This is a genomic window from Acinetobacter colistiniresistens (assembly GCF_000413935.1).
GTDB classification, from domain to species: Bacteria; Pseudomonadota; Gammaproteobacteria; order Pseudomonadales; family Moraxellaceae; genus Acinetobacter; species Acinetobacter colistiniresistens.
On sequence record NZ_KE340380.1, the window covers coordinates 611619 to 634382 of the forward strand.

Genomic DNA, 22764 nt, shown 5'->3' on the forward strand with positions numbered 1-22764 from the left:
ACTCTCTTCCAAGAGAGTGAAATTGTCAGTTGTTAAAGAATACGCTCCATTTAAAGGATGAATTATGGCATACGATGACCAAAATATTTTTGCACGAATCCTTCGTGGTGAACTACCTGCAATCAAAATTTATGAAGATGATCAGGTTCTCGCATTTATGGATATCATGCCCCAAGCAGATGGTCATGCTTTAGTGATTCCAAAAACGCCTGCTGTTACTTTACTCGATTTACCTGCTGATGCAGCGGCGTATACCATCAAAATCGTGCAGAAGATTGCTCAGGCAATGGAAACAGCTTTAGATGCAAAAGGTATTGTTCTCATGCAACTTTCAGGCGCAGCGGCTGGACAAACAGTTCCTCATGTACATTTTCATTTGATCCCAAGCTCAATTCATGAACTTGGTCGCCATGCAGCAAAAATGGGTGATCAAGAGAAAATTCAGACGCTTGCTGAAAAGATCAAAGCCGCACTTTAAGCTATGCTTTGAACAAAACAACGGAGTAATGACTCCGTTTTTTATTTTTATAATTACATAAAAAATAACAAGAAATATATTTATTACTAAATATGAATCGTCATCAAACTGTCATTTTTCTTTCACTTCTCTGTCACAAAGTTTACCGATACTGCATACAAGTCAGTGAGCTGTGTAACTTTATGTACACAAGCAAGCTTATAACAGTAACTAAGGCATCAGCCATTTACAAAAAAGTGTTTTGGAGAAATCTCAATGAAAAAATTGCTTCTTGCTGCTACTGTAGCAACTTTAGCCATGAATGCAGCACAAGCAGCACCAACATTGTATGGTAAGCTTAGTGTATCTTTGGACCAAATTGATAAAAATGGCTTTAAAGACGAAAGCGTAACAAAAGTAAACTCTAACGCTTCTCGTATTGGTGTGAAAGGTGAAGAAAAACTGACTGACAAACTTTCTGCAGTTTATTTAGCAGAATGGGGTGTTGCAACTGACGGTACAGGTTCAGACACAGATTGGGGTATGCGTAACCGTTTTGTTGGTATTAAATCAGATGGCATTGGTACTTTAAAAGTCGGTCAATATGATTCTTACCTTAAAACTGCTGCGGGTAACAATCAGGACATCTATAACGACCACACTGAACTTGATATGACTAAAGTTCTAGTCGGTGAAGATCGTTTAAGTAACGTAGTTGGCTTTGAAACTGACAAGAAATTATTAGGTGGCTTGGCATTCAACATCATGTTCCAACAAGGTGAAGAATCTTCAGCTGTTAAAAATGATGCAAAAGGTCAAAAAGGTAGCCGTGACGGTTTTGGTGATGGTATCTCAACATCTCTTACCTATGAAAACAAAGACATCGGTTTAGCTGCGGCAGTTGCTGGTAACCGTGGTGTAGCATCAACCTATAATGCTTATAACAAAGAGCTTGGTGGTAAAATTTACTCTGATGCGATTCGTGTAACTGGTTCATTAGATTTAACACCTGTAGGTGCTAAGGGCTTGGTATTTGGTGCATTATGGCAAACAGCTAAGCCAACTGATGATACAGTCGTTGTAGGCACTGCTCCAGCTGTTTCTTATAAAGGCTTAAAAGAAAATGCATTCGGTGTAACTGCTGCATACGTAATTCCTGAAACTCCAATCAAGTTAAAAGCAGAATATATCTCTGCTAAAACTGAAGTTGATGGTCGTGAAGATCGTAAAAATGACCTTTATGGCGTAGGCGCAGACTACAACATTAACAAGCAAGCTCGCTTCTATGGTGTTGTTGCTCAGCAAAAAATCGATTGGCAAAAAGATGATAACAAGAAAACTGTTATCGGTTTAGGTATGGAATATAACTTCTAATTTGAAATTATATCCAAGCTTATAGAAAAAGGGCAATCTGCCCTTTTTTTATTTTTATAAAAAATAGGTATTTTTCAAAAAAAGTTTTTAATAATTTTACGGAAATTCTGAATCACAGGATCTTGGGTTCGGCCCCGTCGGAAAATAAGAGAAAAAGGTGCTGCATAGCCAAAAGTTGCGGGTAATAAGACCTTTAGACGCTGTTGCTCTACCCAATAGTGTGCAAAGTGTTCGGGTAGATAACCGATATATTGCCCCGATAAAATAAGCACCAATTGCGCTTCCATTGAGTCAACTGTGGCAAACGAATGCTTAAAACCCTGCTTTGCCAATTCGGTGTGACTCCAATAACCACGACTCACCATTTTTTCACGTCGAATTTTTTCTGCGGTTAAACCTTGCTGCTGATACAAAGGATGTGTATCACTGCAAAACAACCATTGTTGCTCTTTATGTAAGGGCTGATACATGACCCCATTCATTTTTAGAAAAAAACAACCAATCGCGACATCAAAACGGTTTTCCAAAATCCCGGTTTGTAGCTCATAAGGTGATTGCACTTGCAGCTTGATATAAATATTAGGATTTTGTTCTGAAAACTGCTGAATGATTTGATCTAAAGGAATATTTTGATCTGTCACCATAGAATCCAGCATCCCGATTTTAATGGTACCCGTAAGTTCGCCTTTGATCTGTGCCGTGTGTCTGGAAAAGTTATCCAGTTCATTCAATATACGCTTGGCTTCCTGAAAAAACATTTCTCCTTTTTGAGTTAATGCAAAACCACCACGTCCACGTTCACATAACTTAAAACCGACCATATGCTCTAATTGAGTCATATAGGTACTGATTGCCGAGGTTGATAAATTAAGTTCTTGTTGAGCGTTAGCAAATCCCTGATTTTTTACAACACTTACAAAAATTCGGACCAACTTGATATCCATATGCGTCATGGCATCCATCTCACTTATCCCTCTGCATTATTCAATCTTAAAGCATTCCTATAAAACTTAGTTTAGAAAAATCAAAACTAAGTTTTTTAAAAATAGGATTTAACCCTGTTCAATGTTGGTCAATAAATAGAAAAAAGGAGAAACAGATGAACAAGACGTTAAATCAACCGCTTGGTGGAAATGAAATGCCACGCTTTGGTGGTATTGCCTCAATGCTACGACTCCCAGTTGTGGATAATGACGCAGGTCTGGCAGAACTCGATGCTGCTTTTGTTGGGATTCCTTTAGATATTGGTACGTCCCTACGCTCTGGGACACGTTTCGGACCTCGGCAAATCCGTGCCGAATCCGTCATGATTCGTCCATATAACATGGCAACAGGTGCAGCACCGTTTGACTCACTCAATGTGGCTGATATTGGCGATGTGGCAATCAATACCTTTAATTTGACAGAAGCGGTGCGCATTATTGAAGAGCATTATGACCGCATACTGGCACATCCCATTATTCCACTCACCATTGGCGGTGATCATACGCTGACCCTGCCTATCCTACGTGCAATCCATAAAAAACATGGTCCCGTAGGTTTGGTTCATATCGATGCACATGCTGACGTCAACGACGAAATGTTTGGTGAAAAAGTTGCACATGGCACTACTTTTCGACGTGCTGCCGAAGAAGGCCTACTTGATTGTCAACGTGTCGTTCAAATCGGCTTACGCGCTCAAGGCTATAGCGCAGATGATTTTAACTGGAGTCGCCGTCAAGGCTTCCGTGTCGTTCAAGCAGAAGAATGTTGGCATAAATCACTTGTTCCTTTAATGCAGGAAGTAAGAGCGCAAGTCGGTGGTGGGCCTGTATATTTATCTTTTGATATTGATGGGATTGATCCTGCGTGGGCACCAGGTACAGGAACACCTGAAATTGGTGGTTTAACCACTATTCAAGCAATGGAGATCATTCGTGGCTGTCAGGGATTAGATCTGATCGGATGTGATCTGGTTGAAGTTTCCCCGCCTTACGACACCACAGGCAACACCTCATCACTGGGTGCAAATTTGCTCTATGAAATGTTGTGCGTGCTTCCCGGAGTGAAAATACGTAAATAATTCCCCGCTATAAAACAATAAAAAACATGGATTTGAATAGGTCTATACGGAATGAAAAAAGATCAATCAAAACGGGCTGCTGCCGCAGCCTTCGTTGGTACAACTATTGAGTTTTATGACTTCTACGTTTATGCAACAGCTGCCGCCTTGGTTCTCGGCTTGGTATTTTTTCCTGAAACTGATCCTGTAACTGGCACATTGGCAGCTTTTGCAACCTTTGCTGTCGGTTTTATTGCCAGACCGATTGCTGCCGTTATTTTCGGACATTTAGGCGATAAATTAGGCCGCAAAAAAATGCTGCTGTTTACCATGCTGCTGATGGGACTCGCGACTACAGGCATTGGCTTGATACCCAGTTATGATCATATCGGAATTTGGGCACCCGTTCTGCTGATTGTGTTGCGCTTTTTGCAAGGCTTATCCGTCGGTGGTGAATGGGGCGGCGCCGTGTTAATGGCCAGCGAACATGCCCCTACCCATAAAAAAACCTTTTTTGCTTCTTTTGCTCAAATGGGCAGTCCAGCAGGTTTGATCTTGTGTCTTTTAGTTTTTAAAGGCATTACGTCTTTGGATGAACAAGCCTTACTGAGCTGGGGCTGGCGTGTGCCTTTTTTACTCAGTTTTGTATTTATGCTGATCGGTCTTGCCATTCGCTTAGGCGTTGAAGAATCCCCTGAGTTCAAACAGATGCAAGCCAAGTAAGAAATAGCCAAATACCCTGTCAAAGAATTGCTTAAAAATTATTGGCCGCAAGTGGTCTTTGCAGGTCTCGCCATCACCATTGGCACTGCGGGTTTCTTTTTTACCAATACCTTTATGATTAGCTATGTCACGCAGTATATGGGGATCAGCCGACCAACGATATTAGATGCATTGTTCTGGGTCACCCTATTTGAATTTTTAGCCATGCCTATTGCTGCTTGGTATGCCAGTAAAATTGGAGCACATCGCTTTTTATTCTGGGCAGCAATCCTCTGCATCGTCATTCCTTATCCCATGTTTATGCTGGTCAGCACTAAGAATATCTATTTCATCGTATTAGGTATCACCTTGGCTGTGCTTGCCTTGTCATCTTTATATGCTGTGGTCGCAGGTTTTATGGCTGAAGCGTTTCCTGCACATGTCCGCTATTCAGGGATTTCCATTTCCTATCAAATGATTGCGGCAATCACCAGTGGCACTACACCCATCATTGGAACTTTATTAGCTCAACATTATGCAGGCCAATGGCTCCCTTTAGCCTTTCTGTTTAGTTTCCTATCACTGTTATCTCTGATTGGAATTTGTGGCATTACCCGATTAAGACAACAACAGCTCAGCCACCAACACGAAAGTAACCAAGTCCCGAACAAGCTGCTGAATGGATAACTAACAAAAAGAACCTAGGGTTGTTCATGAATGAATATGGAGAGTCGCTCATCATGCATAGAGATCGTTCTAAACAGATTACAACAATTGAAAGTTATGGTATCGAAGAAATCCCTGCGCATGCTCGGACAGCAACGCCATTTGATTTATTTCGCCTCAGTTTTGGCGGCGCCAATACCTTTTCCACCTGTGTCTTAGGCAGCTTCCCGATTGTATTTGGTCTGTCTTTTCAGGCTGGATTCTGGGCAATCTTATGTGGAGTCTTATTGGGTGGGTGTATTTTAGCACCGATGGGCATTTTTGGTGCTCGAACGGGAACCAATAATGCTGTTGCTTCGGCTGCCCATTTTGGTGTCCATGGCAGAATTGTTGGTTCATTTTTATCCTTACTGACAGCCATTGCCTTCTTTTCCCTCTCCGTTTGGAGTTCTGGTGATGCCCTGATTGGTGCAACCGAGCGACTCTTTGCAAGCTCATATCAAAGTAATTGGCTGTATGGACTGGTGTATTGTGGATTTGCCTTACTGGTACTGATTATTTGTATCTATGGGTTTCGTTTTATGCTGCTGGTCAATCGCATTGCAGTGATCGCTTCCAGCCTATTATTCTTTTTAGGGATGTTCGCTTTTTCCACACAATTTGATTCAAACTATGCAGGACAACTTCAATTGGGGCAGACTGGCTTTTGGGCAGCGTTCATGGGCGCAGCATTAATTGCATTCAGCAATCCCGTTTCCTTTGGTACATTCTTAGGTGGTTGGTCTCGTTATATTCCAAAAGAAACCGCATCCCACAAAATTATGGCGGCAGTTTTTGTTTCGCAACTCGCAACTTTAATTCCTTTTCTCTTTGGTCTCATGACGGCCAGTATTGTTGCCAATAGTGTTCCGACCTTTATGCAACAGAATAATTATATTGGTGGGCTGATCCAGATTGCACCTGCTTGGTATTTTATTCCGCTATGTTTAATTGCACTGATTGGTGGTCTATCTACTGGAACTACGGCTCTTTATGGCACGGGTTTGGATTTGTCGAGTCTTTTTCCAAAGTCACTCACACGTGTTAAAGCCACTATCTGGGTCGGCCTACTGTCTATCCTATTTATTTTTATAGGCCGTTTTGCAGCCAACTTAACTCAAAGCGTCATGACGTTTGCCACCCTAATTGTGGTATGCACCAGCCCATGGATCATCATTATGATTATCGGGTTTATCACACGTAAAGGTTACTATAAAAATGATGATTTACAGGTATTTGCAAATGGCCTAAAAGGTGGTGCTTATTGGTTTCACCATGGCTGGAATTGGCGTGGCATCATCGCATGGATTCCAAGTGCCGTTATCGGCTTATGTTTCGTGCATTTACCTGATCAGTTTATTGGTATTTGGGGGCATTTATTCAATGGGCTCGATCTAAGTTTACCCATCAGTATCTTCCTTGCAGCATTACTGTATAGTTCACTGCTCAAGCTATTCCCTGAACCAAGCATCGTTTACAGAGCAGCACCGACCGCTGAAAAGTTAAAGCTAAAATGTAGTACATCATTCATTTCAGAGTAGCGATCGATACCTGGCCTAAAAAAGCCTGCTCAAATGAACAGGCTTTTTTGCATAAAAATATTTTACTTTTTAAGGAAGCCACTCACCAAATTCAAGACTTGCTGAATATCTTGATTGGCTTCTTGCGGATTGGTGCTGCTGCCTTGAGGTGTTAAAGAATCAATGACTTGGGGTAAAACAGAAGCAATTGCGCCATAAATGGCCTGTTTTGGTGCCTGAGTTTGTTGTGCAACCTGTTCAACATCCTGATCATCAAACAAACTTTGAATATTTTGTGCTGGAACATCTGCTGCATTTTGTTGTTGCGGATCAACCCAACTTTGTACTTGATTGGATAAACCCGCATTTTTCAGTTTATCCAATGCGCCTTGCAAACCACCTTGTTTTTGGATCCAAGCCAAAACCAAAGGTAATACTGCAATCAATAAGGTTTGTGCAGTATTGCCACCCGTTGCATTGCTTTGGGTTGAGGTATTTGCCCCACCCAATTGTCCCAATACAGAGCCCAATATCCCGCCCAAACCACCTTGTTGGCCTTGGGTATTTTGCTGCTGTCCACCGAGTTGTCCGAGAACAGAACCTAAAATCCCACCTAAACCACCAGCTTGACCTGATTGCTGCTGACCGCCTAAAGCTTGCTTTGCTAAAATTTCAACAATGTTGGTTAAATCAGTCATGACTTAAACTTTCCTTTGGAATTATTTATGCAAAAAGCATACGCTGCTTTGAAAGCACAAAACAAAGTTAAATTGTTAAATTTTGCAAGAACTTGCAACCTTTCCTAGTCTGATTATTTTACCAGCGAAATTTATCCCAATTCTCAGGATTCGCCCAAAATTTAGAATTAAACCAATCAGGCACATGCTTATAAGTCAGAATATTGAATTGCCATAAAGCAAAATCATTGTCATGCGTAGTTTTATCAATCAATTGAGTGAAACCAAGCGAACGTAGTAACTTTTCATCATCCAACTTGCTAACCACCACAATCCGCTTTGCCATCAGGTCTCTTAACTTCACCAATAGCTGTGCTTTTTGTGTTTCAGAGATATTTTGCATTTCTTCGGTATCAAATAATACAAAACCTAAATCATAACGCTGCGTAAATGGCAGACTTAAAAAGTCAGTTACGTTAAAATAATGCCATTGAATTGAAGCATTTTGGTCAATCTGCTGACCGATACAAAGTGCAGTATGAATGGGCTGTTCTTGAGATAAATCGTCTAGCATAGAAGTGATGACATTTTGTTCAGCCATAACTGCAACCCTTGATTGAAAAGATGAGAGTTTATTAATGGAACTACAAGGCATTTGTCATAAAATGCATGCAGCGCTCAAAACGCATAGTGTAACTGATCAATCAACAAGCAAGGCAAATGTTGAATATAAATTTATATTAGATCGTTCAGAAACTGACCTTCCCTTTGTTTTAGAGCAAGAAATCGAGATTGAATGGACCGGTAATATTTTTTGTACCTCTTGCGGCGCAAAAACACCGAAGTCTTATTCACAAGGTCATTGTTTTAAATGTTTTAAAACTAAAGCTGAATGTGACCTCTGTATCATGAAGCCTGAAACCTGCCATTATCACTTAGGAACGTGTCGTGAAGACCAGTTCGCACATGATGTCTGTTTCCAGCCGCATATTGTATATTTAGCTAACTCAAGTGCCTTGAAAATCGGGATTACCCGTATCGTAAATATGCCAACACGTTGGCTAGACCAAGGTGCAACTCAGGCTTTACCTATTATGAAAGTCGGCTCACGTCGTTTGTCTGGTCATCTGGAAACTTTAATTGGTACACAAATCGCAGATAAAACCGACTGGCGTAAACTGCTCAAAGGTGAAGCTGAGCCATTAGATCTGATTGAAAAACGCGATCTGATTCTGGAAGAATTTGCGCCTAAGATTCAAAGTATTCGTGAGGAATTTAATCAGAACCTTGAGTTTAATGAAAATCTGGAATTTCTAGAGGACGAAAAACCAAGAGAGTTTATCTATCCTGTTGAGCATTATCCTGAAAAGATTAAATCACTCAATTTAGATAAAACCCCAAAAATTCGTGGTGTGTTACAAGGGATTAAAGGTCAGTATTTATTAATGGATATTGGTGTGATCAATATCCGCAAATATACAGGTTATGAACTGATTCTTCGTGCTTAAGATCGTTCAGTAAAAAGGTGGCTTAATCGCCACCTTTTTTATTTAACCCGTTTTTAAGCAATTCAGAATCGCCTGTACTGGATCTTCAGTGTTGCCTGAAATCAACTGCTTATGCATGCTTAAATGCTGCATCATTTGAATATGTGCCGTTTCATGATCCATTAAACGTTCAATTTCAGTGGCTAAATGCTGTGGTGTTGCATCGGCTTGAATCAGTTCCTCAATCACTTTCTTACCTGCAATAATATTCGGTAATGAGTAATACGGAATTTTAACCATGAATTTTGCAATCAGATAGGTCAACCAATTTAATTTATAGAACGTCACCATTGGGCGATGTAGTAACATCGCCTCAAGTGTCGCGGTACCCGATGCCAACGCCACAATATCGCTGGCGTTCATGACAGTACGGCCAATTTTAGATTCCGCATCACTATTTTCTAAAACATGAATTTTTGCTTTTAAACCGACATCCAAGTGTTGAATACCCTGTTCAATCTGATGTTTACGTGCATCATTAATCGCAGGGATCAAGAACTCTAGATCAGGATGCTTACGGTGCAAGATTTCTGCAGCGCCAGTCAATAAAGGCAATAATCGCTCAATCTCACCACGACGACTACCCGGTAATAATGCGATATGAGTTTTGTGTGCGGACAGGCCCAATTGATGCTTGGCTTCAGTGATTGGATTTTTTAAAGGCAGTTGTTTGGCCAATGGATGCCCGACAAATGCCGCCGCAACGTCATAGTTCTCATAAAAGGTTTTTTCAAATGGAAATAAACACAGAACCAAGTCAATACTGCGTTTAATCCCATGGACACGACCTTGACGCCAAGCCCATACTGATGGACTGACATATTGTACGGTCTTAATCGGTAACTGTTTTTCCTTAATGGTTTTCGATAAACGTAAATTAAAATCTGGCGCATCAATGCCAATAAAAATATCAACGGGATGCTCAGTCCAGCGTTCAACCAAACCATCACGTACTGCAAATAGCTTTTTTAAATCTTTAAGGACTTCTACAATTCCCATCACCGAAAGAATTTCCATCGGATAATAACTATGAAACCCTTCTGCAATCATTTGTGGGCCGCCAATTCCCTCAAATTCAGCCTCGATACCTTGTTCGCGAAAACTACGCATGAGTTTCACTCCTAGAGTATCTCCAGAAACTTCTCCCACCACGATACCAATCTTTAGTTTTTGCTTTGACAAGATCCACGCCCCACAGAAATATTTAAATGATTCTAACAAAATGATTTTACATCGAATCAGGTCAAACAATGCAATTTGTTCTTGATTGGTGAACATCTTTTCTTATCTGATACATCATTAATCATTCAAAATATTATCTAGATTTACGATGACTGAGCAATTGATTGTGGTTTATTGAAGATTTAACATAAACAAGAATCATTTTCATATGTGATTTATTTCCCTGTTCTTCCGCTTTAAGACCCTTTATGGCTAAATCTGCTTCTATTTCGCTTGTCTATCGACTGAGCACTTTCTATCGCTTTGTATTGGCCTTTGTCATGGGTTACTTGTCGATGATGTACTTATGTCTGGCGCTTACATCCTTATTTAGCCATGTTTTAGACAAAGCAGAAGCGATTTATCTTGCAGCCTTTATTTCAATTTTCTTTTACTTGATCTTTATTATCCTGAGTTTTTGTACAAATTCATTACTAAGACTCAGCTTAACCAGTCTGGTTGTAACAGGCGCCTTGTTTGGCTTATCGGTAGGTTTAAATTAAAAATGCAAAATAAAGGGGTTCGCCAATCAATGGCATGGTTACATGCGTGGACAGGTTTGATTTTTGGCTGGCTTTTATTTGCCATGTTCCTGATGGGGGCAAGTTCCTACTACCGCCATCAAATTAATTTATGGATGCAACCACAGCTAGCTCAATATCAAATCAATCAAGAGATAGCGATTCGCACCGCAACAGATTATTTAAACAAAAATGCAGCAGATGCCAAATCATGGTATCTCAACATTGCCAATCATGAAGAACCTGTCAACAAAATGTACTGGCAACAAGCCAGTGGTGGTTATGAAAGCAGAAGTTTAGATGCCAATACCGGACAAGAGCTTAAACTCTCAGCGACTCAAGGTGGTGATTTCTTTTATAACTTCCATTTTCAGCTCTATGGTGTTCCCATCATGGTTGGACGGCTGATCGCCTGTCTCGCTGCATTCATTATGTTGGTCGCTTTGGTCTCTGGCATCATTACTCACAAGAAAATCTTTACCGACTTCTTTACCCTGCGAACCTTTAAATCACAGCGTTCTTGGTTAGACTTCCACAATGTTTCTTCTGTTCTAGCACTGCCGTTCTTTCTGACCATTACCTTTACGGGCTTGGCAATTTTTTTCTATCTGTACTTGCCTTGGGGCATGCAAAAGCTTTATCCAGAAAATTCTTTTCAATATTTCACTGAGATTCGAACAACTGAAAAAAATACTGCACACCAAGCAGAACCTCAAAAAGCCGAGATGTTACCCATTAGCACGCTATTAGAAAAAGTAAAACAACAATGGGGAGATCAAGCCTTAGCATCCATTGAGGTGAAAAATCCAAATACAGATCAGGCAATCATTACATTTAAACAGTTAGAAGATCGTTCAATTAGCTTAAATCAGGCACAAATCACCTTTGATGGACAGGGCAAAATCTTAGGCAACACACGCAATGAAAGCGCGGTTGCAACGTTGAATGCGGGTGTTTACGGCTTGCATATGGCAACTTTTGCACAGCCAATATTACGCTTTGCTTTGTTCTGCTCAGGTATTTTAGGTTGTTTGATGATTGCCTCAGGACTATTGCTCTGGAGCCTAAAGCGCCAAATTCAAAATAAATCCAATCAATTTCATTTTGGCTATTATTTGGTGGATCGCCTAAATGTTGCGGCCTTTGTCGGTCTTCCAACGGCAATGATAAGCTATCTATTTGCCAATCGGGTTGTACATATCACTGAAACCACACCCAACTATGAAATTTATACTTTTTTCAGCGTATGGGGACTGAGTTTTATTATCGCTTTATTGACAAAAAAGCAATATTTATGGAAATCACAAATCGCCGTCTTTGGATTAATTGCCGTAGCACTCCCACTCTATAACGCGCTGTACCTCATTCAGCATCAATTGATTCACGATTTGCACAGCTATTGGCTATTCTTGCGAGTTGATTTGTTCTTATTGGTCTGTGCCCTATTTGCGGTGTTTATTTTTAGAAATATTCAACCGATTCAAGAAAAATCCGTTCAGAAAATCAAAAGCAAGTTAGCCAAGCAACAGGAGGTTAAAGCATGATTCTGTTGAGCCTTGTATTGATCTTCATCGGGATGTTGCTGCTCTATAAATGTAGTTCTAAACAAATTAACAAAACAAAACAGCAACTTTTCATTCGTTATCGAACTATCTTGAGAGTTGCGGCTTACCTCTGCTTTTTATGTGCGAGTAGCCTGCTTTGTTTAGAATATGGAAGTTCAATTGGCTTTATCAGTTGGTGGATCTTCGCTACACCAGTGACCTTTTTATTGGTGTTGTCAGTCAATGAACTAAAACCAAGCAAAAAATGAATACGGTTTTGTGTAGAAGCTATCCTTAACTTCTATTAAGGATAGCTTTATTACTTAAGAATTAATGCCCGTGATGGCTATGGTCTTCCTGAGAAGTAGCTTTGTCTTTGTCATCACAACATTTCATCTTTTTTTCACAGCACTCTTTTTTATTGGCGGCCTCTTGTTCTTTGCAACAATCAGTTGCAGCAAAAGCGGGTACAGTAGTGGCCAATAAAAGCGTTGAAAATAATACAGTTTTTAAGTTAAACATGATCATGTCCTTTAAATAAAATAAGAAATTTACATTTATAAAAACAGGACATGATTTGGAGGCCGATAAGGCAACTGATAAATCCCTAAAGTCAGTTGATGCACATAAGCTGAATTTGCTGCTTTAATTGATTGTAGACTTCGCTCAATGGAAGAAGACCTTTGCTCAAATGTAACACCTAAGCAACACAGACTCTTTTGACAATGTGATGTATCCATTTTGCCACTGCTTTCCAAGCGATCATGCTTACTCATCATGGCTACACCACAATCAGACATGACAGCATGATTTGGCATGACTTGCGCTACAACAGGTTGAGCCACTTCATTCGTAGAGATCGCCATTGCAAAACTATTGCTTATAAAACATAGCGCAATCAGCAATGAAATGAGACTTCGAATAAAAACAGACATAGGGCAAAATGATCAAACATACAATCCGTGTATGGGTTTAAAATAAATCAATCACCGTTGATAAAGCAAGCGAATCTAAATCTAGATGATCTAAAAACCAAAATTTGAGTTTCTTTAGCTTTTTTTTGCATAAGTAAATCATTATTCGTCACAACGAGTTATCTAAAATAAGCATAAGATATGCTGATTTTTGCATAATTAGGCATATTGTCGATGTTTGGTCCTATAGAATTTATTATGGCTGGGGTATTGGTTGGCTTCTGTGTTGGTATCACAGGTGTCGGCGGTGGTTCATTGATGACCCCTATCCTGATTAGTCTATTTAAGATTGAACCTCATATCGCCATTGGTACTGATCTACTTTATGCCTCAATTTCAAAGTTCTGCGGTTCAGTTGTTCATGCCAAAAAACTGAATATTGTCTGGCCGATTGTCTTATGGCTTGCACTCGGTAGTATCCCTGCATCTTTTGCAACCTCTTGGGTGCTTGAACATTATCTAAGTCAATCTACCCACTATAAAGCTGTACTGACTATGGTCTTGGGCTTTATGTTGACCTTAACAGGCATTTCAATTGTGTTCCGTGCGCAAATTGAAAAGTTCTTTGATAAGTTTCGTAACCGTGAACAAGCGGATATGGAAAGTGAACAGCATGCACTGCAACACAAGCGTCATTACATTGTGATTATGGGCATTGTGTTAGGCATCTTTGTGACCTTATCTTCAGTTGGAGCTGGTGCTTTTGGCATCATGGCGCTTGTTCTGATGTTTCCAAATCTTCCAATGATTCGTATTATTGGTTCAGACGTAGTGCATGCGGTATTACTGACAGCAGTTGCTGGCCTAAGCCATATGTCTTCAGGTAATGTCGACTTTAGCCTGTTGATGTGGTTATTGGTGGGTTCAATTCCGGCAATTATTGTGGGTACACTCATTAGCTCACGTATGCCAGAAAGACTGATTCGAAAAATTTTGGGCATCACTTTATTTGCACTCGGTGTCAACTTTATGCTCAACCCTATCAAGGCTAAACCAAAGCCGGTTGAAACGCAGCATGCCGTGGTCATTCAGCAAACAAAGCATGTAACTACAACAGTTTAAGCATTACAATGCCGATTATTTCTGCATAATTTATAATTATCGCTAGTTAACCAATCGGCATTTCATGCTATATTCGCAGACAAAATAACCCTTTCTTCCGATTGAATTTGTGACAGCAATGAATACTCTACAGCCAAATACAGTTTCTCAGCCCGATATCGACGACGTTAATATTAAAAGCATTCAAACCTTGATTACTCCAGCTGAGCTGAAAGCAGACCTGCCTTTATCAAAAGCTGCGTCTCAAACTGTATTACAAGGACGTGCAACTGTACGTAATATTTTAGATGGCAACGACAAGCGCTTGTTTGTGGTGATTGGCCCTTGTTCGATTCACGATCCTAAAGCTGCTCATGAATATGCTGATCGCCTCAAAGTTCTTAGCGAAAAAGTAAAAGATACCTTATATCTGGTGATGCGTGTTTATTTTGAAAAGCCACGTACTACAGTCGGTTGGAAAGGTTTAATCAACGACCCTGACATGAATGACTCTTTCAATATTGAAAAAGGCTTGCATATTGGTCGTGGTTTATTGATTGATTTGAATGAAAAAGGTTTACCATGTGCAACTGAAGCACTGGATCCTAACTCACCACAATACTATCAAGACTTGATTTCATGGTCTGCAATTGGCGCACGTACTACTGAAAGCCAGACCCACCGTGAAATGTCTTCAGGTTTATCTTCGCCTGTAGGCTTCAAAAATGGTACCGATGGCGGCTTAACCGTTGCAACCAATGCCATGCAATCTGTAAAGCATGGTCATAGCTTCTTAGGCCTCAATGAAGATGGTCAAGTTGCGATTATCAATACCAAAGGTAACCCATACGCACACGTGGTATTACGTGGTGGTAATGGTAAGCCAAACTATGATGCAACTTCCGTTGCAGAAGCTGAAGCCGCTTTGGCAAAAGCCAAAGTCAGCAATAAGATCATGATTGATACTAGTCATGCCAATTCAAACAAAGACCCGTACTTACAACCATTGGTGTTAAAAAACATCACGGAACAAATCCTTGATGGTAACAAGTCCATCGTTGGAATCATGGTTGAGAGTCACTTAAAAGGTGGTCGTCAGGATATTCCTGAAAACTTATGTGATCTTGAATACGGTAAATCCGTGACTGATGGCTGTATCGATTGGGAAACCACTGAAAAAGCATTACTCGAAATGCATGAAGCATTAAAAGACGTCTTACCAACACGTTAATTCGATCTTTGAAAAAACAGGCTCATAAGAGCCTGTTTTTTTTGTTTATCAATTCGATCACTTGCCCAAACGTACAATACAGCTCACAGCACTATGCCCTATGTTGATCTTCCTTTGTTATGGATTAATTTAGGTTAATCATGGAAATTTTTCTTTATACCTTAAGTGTGATGTGCACATACACATCATTCGGTAATGGAAACATTCTTGAGTCATGCCATGCTGACTATACCTGACTTCACCACGATAATGAAAACTTTGTAGACCAGACAAGGTTCGGCCAATCTCAAAAGTATCATGTTGATGTGGTTCATACACATAATCGGAAAAGAAAGCTTCAATTCTTTCCAAGTGATCTCTCAGAAGCCCAAACAATCCAATCGGACTGATTTGCTATTTTTGACAAGCTGATCTGCCCATAAAATACTGAATTCAGCAGCCTCAGAATATCTCAATTTTACTTTGATCTATAAGTTGTTTTTTGATTATACTTCTGCCACATTTCTCCTACGACGTATCGCTGATATGAAGTCCAGTTTTCGTCAACATATGCTTAAGTGGCGTGCCAGTTTCGGCGCGATTACTTTGCTGTGTTTACTCTGGCATATCTTCTTACCAACGATGGTCCATACAGGCGTCGTACCTGCACTTTATGCAATGCCAAGCCATTGCCAAGTCACCGAAATTCAAAATGCATCGTTGATGTCTCAGACGCATTCAAGTCATCATCAACACAGCATGCATGACATGCATCACGGACAGCAGCTACAGCATGCCAAACATGCTCAGCTCAGTGAATATGCACAACAGGTGTATGCACTGGCCAGCCAAATCATGAAGCATTGTCCTCTCTGCTCCCATGGTCTAGATGCTGCTGCAATCGTCCCGCTCATTGCATTCATTATTATATTTCTACTGGCTTGGTTCAGTCGCGTTCGCTGCCTGTGCCATACGTGGACAGAAGATCTGCACATCGCCCGTATCTTCTATATCTTTCCGATCAAACAAGCCCCGCCACTCGCTTTATAAATCGCAAATTTTACTTCGTGCCCCGTAAATAACGGTGGTGCGTTCTCGTTTATTGCTTTTTATAGAGTTCAAAATGAATACTCCATTCCGTTTGTCTGTACTCGCGGCTGCGTGCCTGTCTGTTGCCTATAGTTCTGTTGTTTTTGCAGAAACTGTGCCATCTGATGCAACTAAAACCTTAGCTACGATTGTGGTCACCGCAAGTCGTGAAGGTGAATCGATTAATAATACCCCTGCTGCGATTAGTAAAATTAGCAACAAGGACATTGAAGATAAACATGCAACCTTTATTGGACAAATCATTAATCAAACACCAGGTGTGTTGATGAATGATTTGGGCAATGAACAGCATATGATGTCGATTCGCCAACCGATGACCACAGCTGCCGTTTATCAATATTTAGAAGATGGGATTTCAATTCGTCCCGTGGGTGTGTTTAACCACAATGCCTTATATGAAGTGAATTTGGCAGGTATTGATAGTATCGAAATTTTAAGGGGCCCAGCCAGTAGCTTATATGGCAGCAATGCGATTGGTGGAACCATTAATTTTCTGACCAAAGCACCAAGTGCGACACCGACAGCCGATCTGGGCATCAGTGCCAGTTCTGAGGGATATCGCCGTGTCGATGTGGGTGCATCGAATACCTTTGATAGCGAGTGGGGCGAGCATGGTTTAAGACTTTCAGCCTATGCCAGTGATCGTGGTGATAGCTGGCAAGACCATGCTGAAAGCAATAAGCAAAGCATAACGCTCAGACACGATTGGCGCATCTCTGATGCCACACAAATCAAAAATATTGTCAGTTATAACCATTTAAAGGCAGATATGACCGGTAGCTTAAATCTGGATGATTATCGCAAGCACCCGGGATATAGCTACCAAACGTTTACCTACCGCGAAGTTGACGCCACACGGCTTTCTTCTCAAATTAGCCACCAGTGGAATGATCAGCAACAAAGCCAAGTCACCTTATATTATCGAGACAATACCACCGAGCAAAACCCAAGTTATAACATCCGTACCGATGTTAAAAATGGCAAGCCAACTGGCACTTATAGCGGACAAACCACCTATAACGCGTTTCAGTCTTATGGTTTAAATGCTCAACACGCGATTAGTTTTGATCAAGTCAAACTGATTGTTGGTGCGATGGCTGAACACACTCCCAATCAAGCCAAAACCAATGATATCCAAGTTTTCCGTGATCCGAACACTTTGGTCTATACCAGTTATCAACAACGTCAACGCCTACGAGATTTTAATGTTGATGTGAATAATCAGGCCGTCTATGCGCAAGCCAATTGGCAAGTTTTACCGACTTTAAATTTAGTCGGTGGTGCACGTTATGACTGGATTGGTTATGACTATGAAAATAAATTAACGCCTTCAAAAATTACAGGTGCGCCAGATGAAAAGCGTAATTTCCACAAAGCCAGCCCTCAAGTCGGTTTTGTCTGGAACATGACGCCAGCAATTGACCTGTATAGCAATTGGTCACAGGGCTTTGTCCCACCCGAAGTCAGCAGTTTATATGGTGCGAATCTGGTCACGCCAAACCTAAAGGAAGCCACATTTGAGAATATTGATGCGGGTTTACGCTTCAAATTATTGGATGATCGCTTAGATGGTGAAATCACTATATATCGTTTAGCAGGTGAAGATGAAGTGATGAGCTATACCAAGCCAGACAATACCCGTGAGCCACGCAATACAGGTAAAACCTTACATCAAGGCATTGAAATTGGGGGAACTTGGAAACTCAGTGAACTTTATGATCAGCGCTTAAAACTTTCAGGCAGTGTTGCCAAACATGAATATAAACAGTTTCAACCTTCCAGCATTTTAGATTACAGCGGCAACACCATGCCAAGTGCACCTAAAACATTTGGTACGCTTGAATACCAGATCAAGCCAATACCTGAACTATTACTTTCTGCGGAAGCCGTTTATGTCGGTTCTTACTGGATTAATGATGCCAACACGGAAAAGTATGATGGCCATACTTTGCTGAATCTACGGGCCAACTACCGTAAAAATGCCTATGAAATCTATGGGCAAATCCTGAATGCCACAGATCAGCATTATGCAGAAAGTACTTCGTTTAGTAATAATCAGGCCAGCTATACACCTGCTGCACCTCGAACCTATTTATTAGGCTTAAGCTACCACTTTGGGAAATAAGCCATGAATGCCAGACAACTTAAAAAACGACTGTCATTACACCGTCGTTTTGGGATGGTGTTCGGCATTCTCGTTTTATTTTGGTCTTTAACAGGTGTGTTGCATCCAATCATGAGTGCAACACAACCTCAGCCTGTAAAACGAATGCCCCCATCTCAACAATTGGATTTAACACATGCCTTAGCAGCTTCTGATGTTTTAAAGAAACATCGGATAACGCAATTTTCAGCCTTACAGGTGATTGAATTAACATCTCAGCAGATTGCCTATCGCGTCTTACAACCCAATCAAAAGATTGCTGAATATTATGATAGTCAGACAGGTCAATTGCTGATTGATGCAGAACAGCAAGATGCCCAACGTTTAGCACTTTGGTATACAGGCTTATCACAACAGGACATTGTATCCAGTCAAATCATCACCACATTCAGTGATGATTATCCGAGTGTCAATCGTTTACTGCCTGTTTGGCGGGTTGATTTTCAAAATGGTTTACGTGCCTATGTAGATCCTTCACAAGCCCGATTGGCTACACTCTCCAATGATCAAAAGATGTGGATGGCAAAAATCTTCCGCTTAGGTCATACATGGACGTGGGGTGATCAAGCTTGGATAGGCCAAACTGTTCTTATGCAGCTGGCTTTGATTGGCATACTCTGTATGATTTTTATGGGGATAAGCTTATTTTTTAACATTCACAATCGGCGCAATCATCGTCTAGGGCAAAAACCAATACGCTTTCTCCATCGCTATTTAGGCATCAGTTTAAGCGTGTTTATTCTGCTTTGGGTGATGAGTGGTTCCTATCATCTTTGGCAGAAAAAACCTGATATTAAAAACATTCAACCTGTTTTTCATACTGCTGATTTAAGTACTCAAGCATGGCAGCAGGTCACGACACACCCCATTCAACGGCTGGATCTTGTTCCCACGTCCTTTAGCGAAACACATAGCCATGCAGCATGGATGATTCAAGCCATTGGACAAGCACCACTACAAGGAAGCATGACGGCTGCAAGCAAAGAGCACAATCATCACCCTAGCAAAACAGCGGCAGCTAACATCCAATTTGTTGATACCAATAATGCTAAGGTACTTGATATTCTTGAACAAAGCAAACTATTGGCTGCAAGCTATTTAAGATTACAGCCTGAGCAAGTGCAACACGCTTCATGGGTGACCAGCTTTGGAGGAGAATATGGTTTTATCAACAAACGGCTGCCCGTCATCAAGGTTGAGACGCAGTTAGAGAATCAACTCAGACTGTATATTGAGCCTAGCAGTGGCGTGATTGCAGCACAAGTTACCCAACAAGATGCTTTAGAAGGATTTAGCTTTGCTTATTTGCACAAATGGACATGGTTGCCAATAGATAAAACGCTTCGAGATATCATTCTGGGTACGATTGCCGGGTTGGTTGCTTTGCTCGCCATACTTGGTTTCTTGGTTCAATTACGTAAGCGCTAGTATCATTAAAGTGATCCTTCTTTTTTAGCAGGATCACTCCACCTCAAATGGTCAATTTTTTAAATAATATAGAATGAAGCAATCACAGCACTGAGAATCACACCCGTTTCAGCCAACTCAATTGCAGCACCCACCGTATCGCCAGTAATTCCACCAATACGTTTAATAAATACAGAACGCAAATAGAAAAGCATCAGTAAAAAAACCAATAGTGCAACCAAACCCACCCATTTAAATACACAAAGCAATGCAATTGTAATGACAAAAACCATCCATATTTGCTTTTTTGGCATAAAATCAATCATAGAGCGTCCTAAGCCTTGAGCACGCACATAAGGTGTAGTGAGGAATAAAAACAGTGGCACACTGCGCCCCAGCATAGGCAAGACAATTAAAAAGGCAGCCATTTGTTGTTCGAGCAGAACGTATAAAGCCACAAATTTCAGCAAGCAGACTACGACTAAACTCAGCACCCCGATTGGACCACAAGCAGGGTCTTTCATGATTTTCAAAGTTCGTTCAGGATCACCAAATCCACCCACCCATGCATCTGCGCTGTCTGCTAAACCATCAAGATGTAATCCACCCGTCAGCCAAATCCAAAGTACGAGAATCAGCGCCGCGCTCAAGATGATCGGAAGCTTTACTAACAGCATTGCTGAGGCAAATAAAATCAATCCAAGCAACAAGCCAACCAAAGGATAAAATAGTAATGCCTGACCATTCTGCTTTGCGCTTGGCATCGTTTTGAGTTCAATTGGTAAAACAGTCAAAAACTGCAAGGCAATCCAAAAAGGTGTCATGCAACCTCTCAATCACATCAGGTTCATCGTGCATGGATTATGAAGAAATAAAATTGGGAATAGCAAGCTATTCCCAAATGAAAAGGTCGAATATCTTAGATTATTGAATTTGATAACATTGTTTAAGCTTCAAATAATCATAATAAAAACTGTTATTGCTATAACGTGCATAGTTACAACTCGACTTAAACAAGGTTTCTTTCTCGTTATAGAACATTTTCAGCAAGGTTGTGCCTTGCTTATCTTGATAAATATCCCACTGTAGATTTGCTGCCATCGGTGACACCATCTCCCCACGCCAAGCGCTGGTGTTATAGCTATAAGTTTGACGTAACGGTAAAGGCTGCATCATGTTATGCAACTCTAAACTGGTCGCCAAAGGAATAATGATTTCAGCATGGGCAAAACGTAATACTGCACGATGTGGCTGCTGTTTACCCACAATCGCATCGACCTGTTTAAATAAGTCCTGTTTTAAACCTTGGGCAATTGCACTGGTGACATTCTTCGATTCGGTAAAACTTGGGCCTTTGCTGTAAAAATCATTGGCATCGTTAAATTCAGCATAGAACTTTGCTGCATCTACAGGCATATACTGATCAAAATCAGTCCCTTTCAGCTCAGTTTTCATGCCGCCTGAAATTGAATATAACTCATAGATATAAGCCGCCGCATCCACAGCACTGGCAATACTATTTTTACCCTTACCTTTTTCAGTGATGGTTTCACCTTTTGGTGAAGTGACGCTATATGAACCGGTATTGCTAAATACATAGCCTGTGGTTCCCAACTTTTGAATAAACTCTGCTTTGAACAGTGGACTTAATACGCTCTTTGCCACTTGTTCAGCACGACTATTTTTCGCAAGCTCATTTAACTTATTGACCAGATCTGCATCCTCTTCTTCAAAATGCTGATAGGCTTGGCTGGCATCGTAAATCGCCTGTTGTTGCGCCGATAAAGGTTGTACTAGATCTTGCTCTTTGTTCAAACTATGAAAATAGAGTTTAAAACGATCAACGCCGCCATCTTCAATTGATGGCACACTGCTACTGGCTAAGCTGGTGTAGGAGACTGGGGTGATGTGTGTCTTTAATTGTGGCTGCTGTTGAATCAATTCAGCCGTAAAAAACTTGGCGCTATCTACAGCACGGTCTACACCTGAGCTTTGTACTAAAATTGATGATGATTGCTGTGCTGCACTTTGAAACAAAGTTGGAAGCCGTTGCAATAAACGATCGGCAATACCGCGATGCTCCTGAATACCTTGCATGCTTTCATTACCATAGCCAAACTGACGGATGCCATCTACACCATAACCGAGAAGAATATTAGCCTTCATCATGCTTTCCAAATCTGCCCCCAGCTTTTCGCCTAAAGGGGTAAGCGCATTTTCAGCTTTGGCCTGTTTCCACAGGTTATACAACGCTAAATCATATTTGATGCTGGATAAGCCGCGAGAACCATGACGAGCAACCAATTCAGTAAATACTGGCTGAAACCCTTGCGGAATGGCTTCATATTTTTTTAGATCTTGTTGCGGCTGGTATGGAGTTTTAGTCTGATAATATTTTGATGCAGTACTCGTTTCTGGCGGATTTTGCGATTCTATGTGATCGTCATTATTACATGCCGCCAATACAATGCTCGCGCATAACACACTGCTTTTCAATAATATATTCATGGATGATTTGCTTATAGGTCAAGAAATGCCCTGTATCATAG

Annotated in this window: 21 protein-coding genes and 2 pseudogenes; 14 read left to right on the top strand and 9 right to left on the bottom strand. The window is 40.8% G+C overall.

The features are described from left to right. The first annotated feature begins 64 nt into the window (after positions 1-64). Positions 65-478 (top strand): HIT family protein, encoded by a 414-nt coding sequence (locus tag F907_RS07260; RefSeq protein ID WP_016652456.1) that lies wholly within the window; start codon positions 65-67, stop codon positions 476-478. Between the two features lie 255 nt (positions 479-733). Next, the gene (locus F907_RS07255; protein WP_005270563.1) at positions 734-1831 is read left to right on the top strand and encodes a porin; all 1098 of its coding nucleotides are present in this window, start codon (positions 734-736) and stop codon (positions 1829-1831) included. Positions 1832-1905: 74 nt separating this feature from the next. Here F907_RS07255 and F907_RS07250 read toward each other — a convergent pair whose 3' ends face one another. Beyond that, entirely contained in the window at positions 1906-2784 is an 879-nt protein-coding gene (locus tag F907_RS07250) for a LysR family transcriptional regulator (protein WP_032862196.1), read from the bottom strand. A gap of 146 nt (positions 2785-2930) precedes the next feature. On the opposite strand from F907_RS07250, the gene speB reads away from it, so the two are divergent. The 3 genes and pseudogenes from speB (at position 2931) to F907_RS07240 (ending at position 6820) form a co-directional block, all read left to right on the top strand. After that, complete coding sequence (gene speB / locus F907_RS07245; protein ID WP_016652458.1) at positions 2931-3893, top strand: agmatinase; 963 nt, start codon at positions 2931-2933, stop codon at positions 3891-3893. 51 nt (positions 3894-3944) lie between these two features. Further along, positions 3945-5261 (top strand): annotated as a pseudogene (locus F907_RS0118060) (MFS transporter). Positions 5262-5287: 26 nt separating this feature from the next. Next, a complete protein-coding gene (locus F907_RS07240; RefSeq protein WP_016652461.1) occupies positions 5288-6820 on the top strand; it encodes a purine-cytosine permease family protein in 1533 nt (510 codons plus the stop codon). 62 nt (positions 6821-6882) lie between these two features. Here the strand turns inward: F907_RS07240 and F907_RS07235 are convergent, their stop codons facing one another. Further along, the gene (locus tag F907_RS07235; RefSeq protein WP_016652462.1) at positions 6883-7497 is read right to left on the bottom strand and encodes a YidB family protein; all 615 of its coding nucleotides are present in this window, start codon (positions 7495-7497) and stop codon (positions 6883-6885) included. 118 nt (positions 7498-7615) lie between these two features. Next, a complete protein-coding gene (locus F907_RS07230; RefSeq protein ID WP_005270579.1) occupies positions 7616-8077 on the bottom strand; it encodes a DUF6231 family protein in 462 nt (153 codons plus the stop codon). Between the two features lie 37 nt (positions 8078-8114). Between F907_RS07230 and F907_RS07225 the strand changes: the two genes are divergently transcribed. Continuing rightward, the gene (locus tag F907_RS07225) at positions 8115-8984 is read left to right on the top strand and encodes a DUF2797 domain-containing protein (protein ID WP_016652463.1); all 870 of its coding nucleotides are present in this window, start codon (positions 8115-8117) and stop codon (positions 8982-8984) included. Positions 8985-9026: 42 nt separating this feature from the next. Here the strand turns inward: F907_RS07225 and lpxB are convergent, their stop codons facing one another. After that, positions 9027-10205 (bottom strand): lipid-A-disaccharide synthase, encoded by a 1179-nt coding sequence (gene lpxB, locus F907_RS07220; protein WP_162616977.1) that lies wholly within the window; start codon positions 10203-10205, stop codon positions 9027-9029. Between the two features lie 248 nt (positions 10206-10453). On the opposite strand from lpxB, the gene F907_RS07215 reads away from it, so the two are divergent. From F907_RS07215 to F907_RS07205, 3 genes are read left to right on the top strand one after another with little or no spacing between them, the layout of a single operon-like run. Then, complete coding sequence (locus F907_RS07215) at positions 10454-10747, top strand: hypothetical protein (protein ID WP_016652465.1); 294 nt, start codon at positions 10454-10456, stop codon at positions 10745-10747. 2 nt (positions 10748-10749) lie between these two features. Then, on the top strand, positions 10750-12309 hold the full coding sequence (locus F907_RS07210; RefSeq protein WP_016652466.1) for a PepSY-associated TM helix domain-containing protein: 1560 nt from the start codon (positions 10750-10752) through the stop codon (positions 12307-12309). Beyond that, entirely contained in the window at positions 12306-12578 is a 273-nt protein-coding gene (locus F907_RS07205) for a hypothetical protein (RefSeq protein WP_016652467.1), read from the top strand. The genes F907_RS07210 and F907_RS07205 overlap by 4 nt, the downstream gene beginning before the upstream one ends. 61 nt (positions 12579-12639) lie before the next feature. On the opposite strand, the gene F907_RS07200 is transcribed toward F907_RS07205, so the two are convergent. Beyond that, positions 12640-12831, bottom strand: coding sequence for a hypothetical protein (locus F907_RS07200; RefSeq protein ID WP_005270593.1), 192 nt, complete (start codon positions 12829-12831; stop codon positions 12640-12642). A 35-nt stretch (positions 12832-12866) separates the two neighbouring features. Then, the gene (locus tag F907_RS07195; protein ID WP_016652468.1) at positions 12867-13244 is read right to left on the bottom strand and encodes a hypothetical protein; all 378 of its coding nucleotides are present in this window, start codon (positions 13242-13244) and stop codon (positions 12867-12869) included. Between the two features lie 213 nt (positions 13245-13457). Here F907_RS07195 and F907_RS07190 point away from each other — a divergent pair, with 213 nt between their 5' ends. Beyond that, complete coding sequence (locus tag F907_RS07190; protein WP_016652469.1) at positions 13458-14345, top strand: sulfite exporter TauE/SafE family protein; 888 nt, start codon at positions 13458-13460, stop codon at positions 14343-14345. Positions 14346-14463: 118 nt separating this feature from the next. Then, positions 14464-15555: a 3-deoxy-7-phosphoheptulonate synthase gene (locus F907_RS07185; protein ID WP_005270608.1), complete on the top strand. Its 1092-nt coding sequence runs from the start codon at positions 14464-14466 to the stop codon at positions 15553-15555. A gap of 183 nt (positions 15556-15738) precedes the next feature. Here the strand turns inward: F907_RS07185 and F907_RS18510 are convergent. Continuing rightward, positions 15739-15961, bottom strand: a pseudogene (locus F907_RS18510) (AraC family ligand binding domain-containing protein); the annotation flags it as partial. Positions 15962-16080: 119 nt separating this feature from the next. Between F907_RS18510 and F907_RS07180 the strand changes: the two are divergent. The 3 genes from F907_RS07180 (at position 16081) to F907_RS07170 (ending at position 20236) form a co-directional block, all read left to right on the top strand. Then, complete coding sequence (locus F907_RS07180; RefSeq protein WP_016652470.1) at positions 16081-16584, top strand: hypothetical protein; 504 nt, start codon at positions 16081-16083, stop codon at positions 16582-16584. Between the two features lie 73 nt (positions 16585-16657). Further along, a complete protein-coding gene (locus F907_RS07175) occupies positions 16658-18769 on the top strand; it encodes a TonB-dependent receptor (protein WP_016652471.1) in 2112 nt (703 codons plus the stop codon). A 3-nt stretch (positions 18770-18772) separates the two neighbouring features. Further along, positions 18773-20236, top strand: a complete 1464-nt coding sequence (locus F907_RS07170) for a PepSY domain-containing protein (protein WP_016652472.1) — start codon at positions 18773-18775, stop codon at positions 20234-20236. A 59-nt stretch (positions 20237-20295) separates the two neighbouring features. Here the strand turns inward: F907_RS07170 and F907_RS07165 are convergent, their stop codons facing one another. Both F907_RS07165 and F907_RS07160 read right to left on the bottom strand, forming a co-directional pair. Then, positions 20296-21039 carry an adenosylcobinamide-GDP ribazoletransferase gene (locus F907_RS07165; protein WP_016652473.1) on the bottom strand — a complete coding sequence of 248 codons (744 nt, stop codon included), beginning with the start codon at positions 21037-21039 and terminating at the stop codon, positions 20296-20298. A gap of 100 nt (positions 21040-21139) precedes the next feature. Next, on the bottom strand, positions 21140-22723 hold the full coding sequence (locus F907_RS07160; protein WP_016652474.1) for a histidine-type phosphatase: 1584 nt from the start codon (positions 22721-22723) through the stop codon (positions 21140-21142). Positions 22724-22764: the final 41 nt, after the last annotated feature.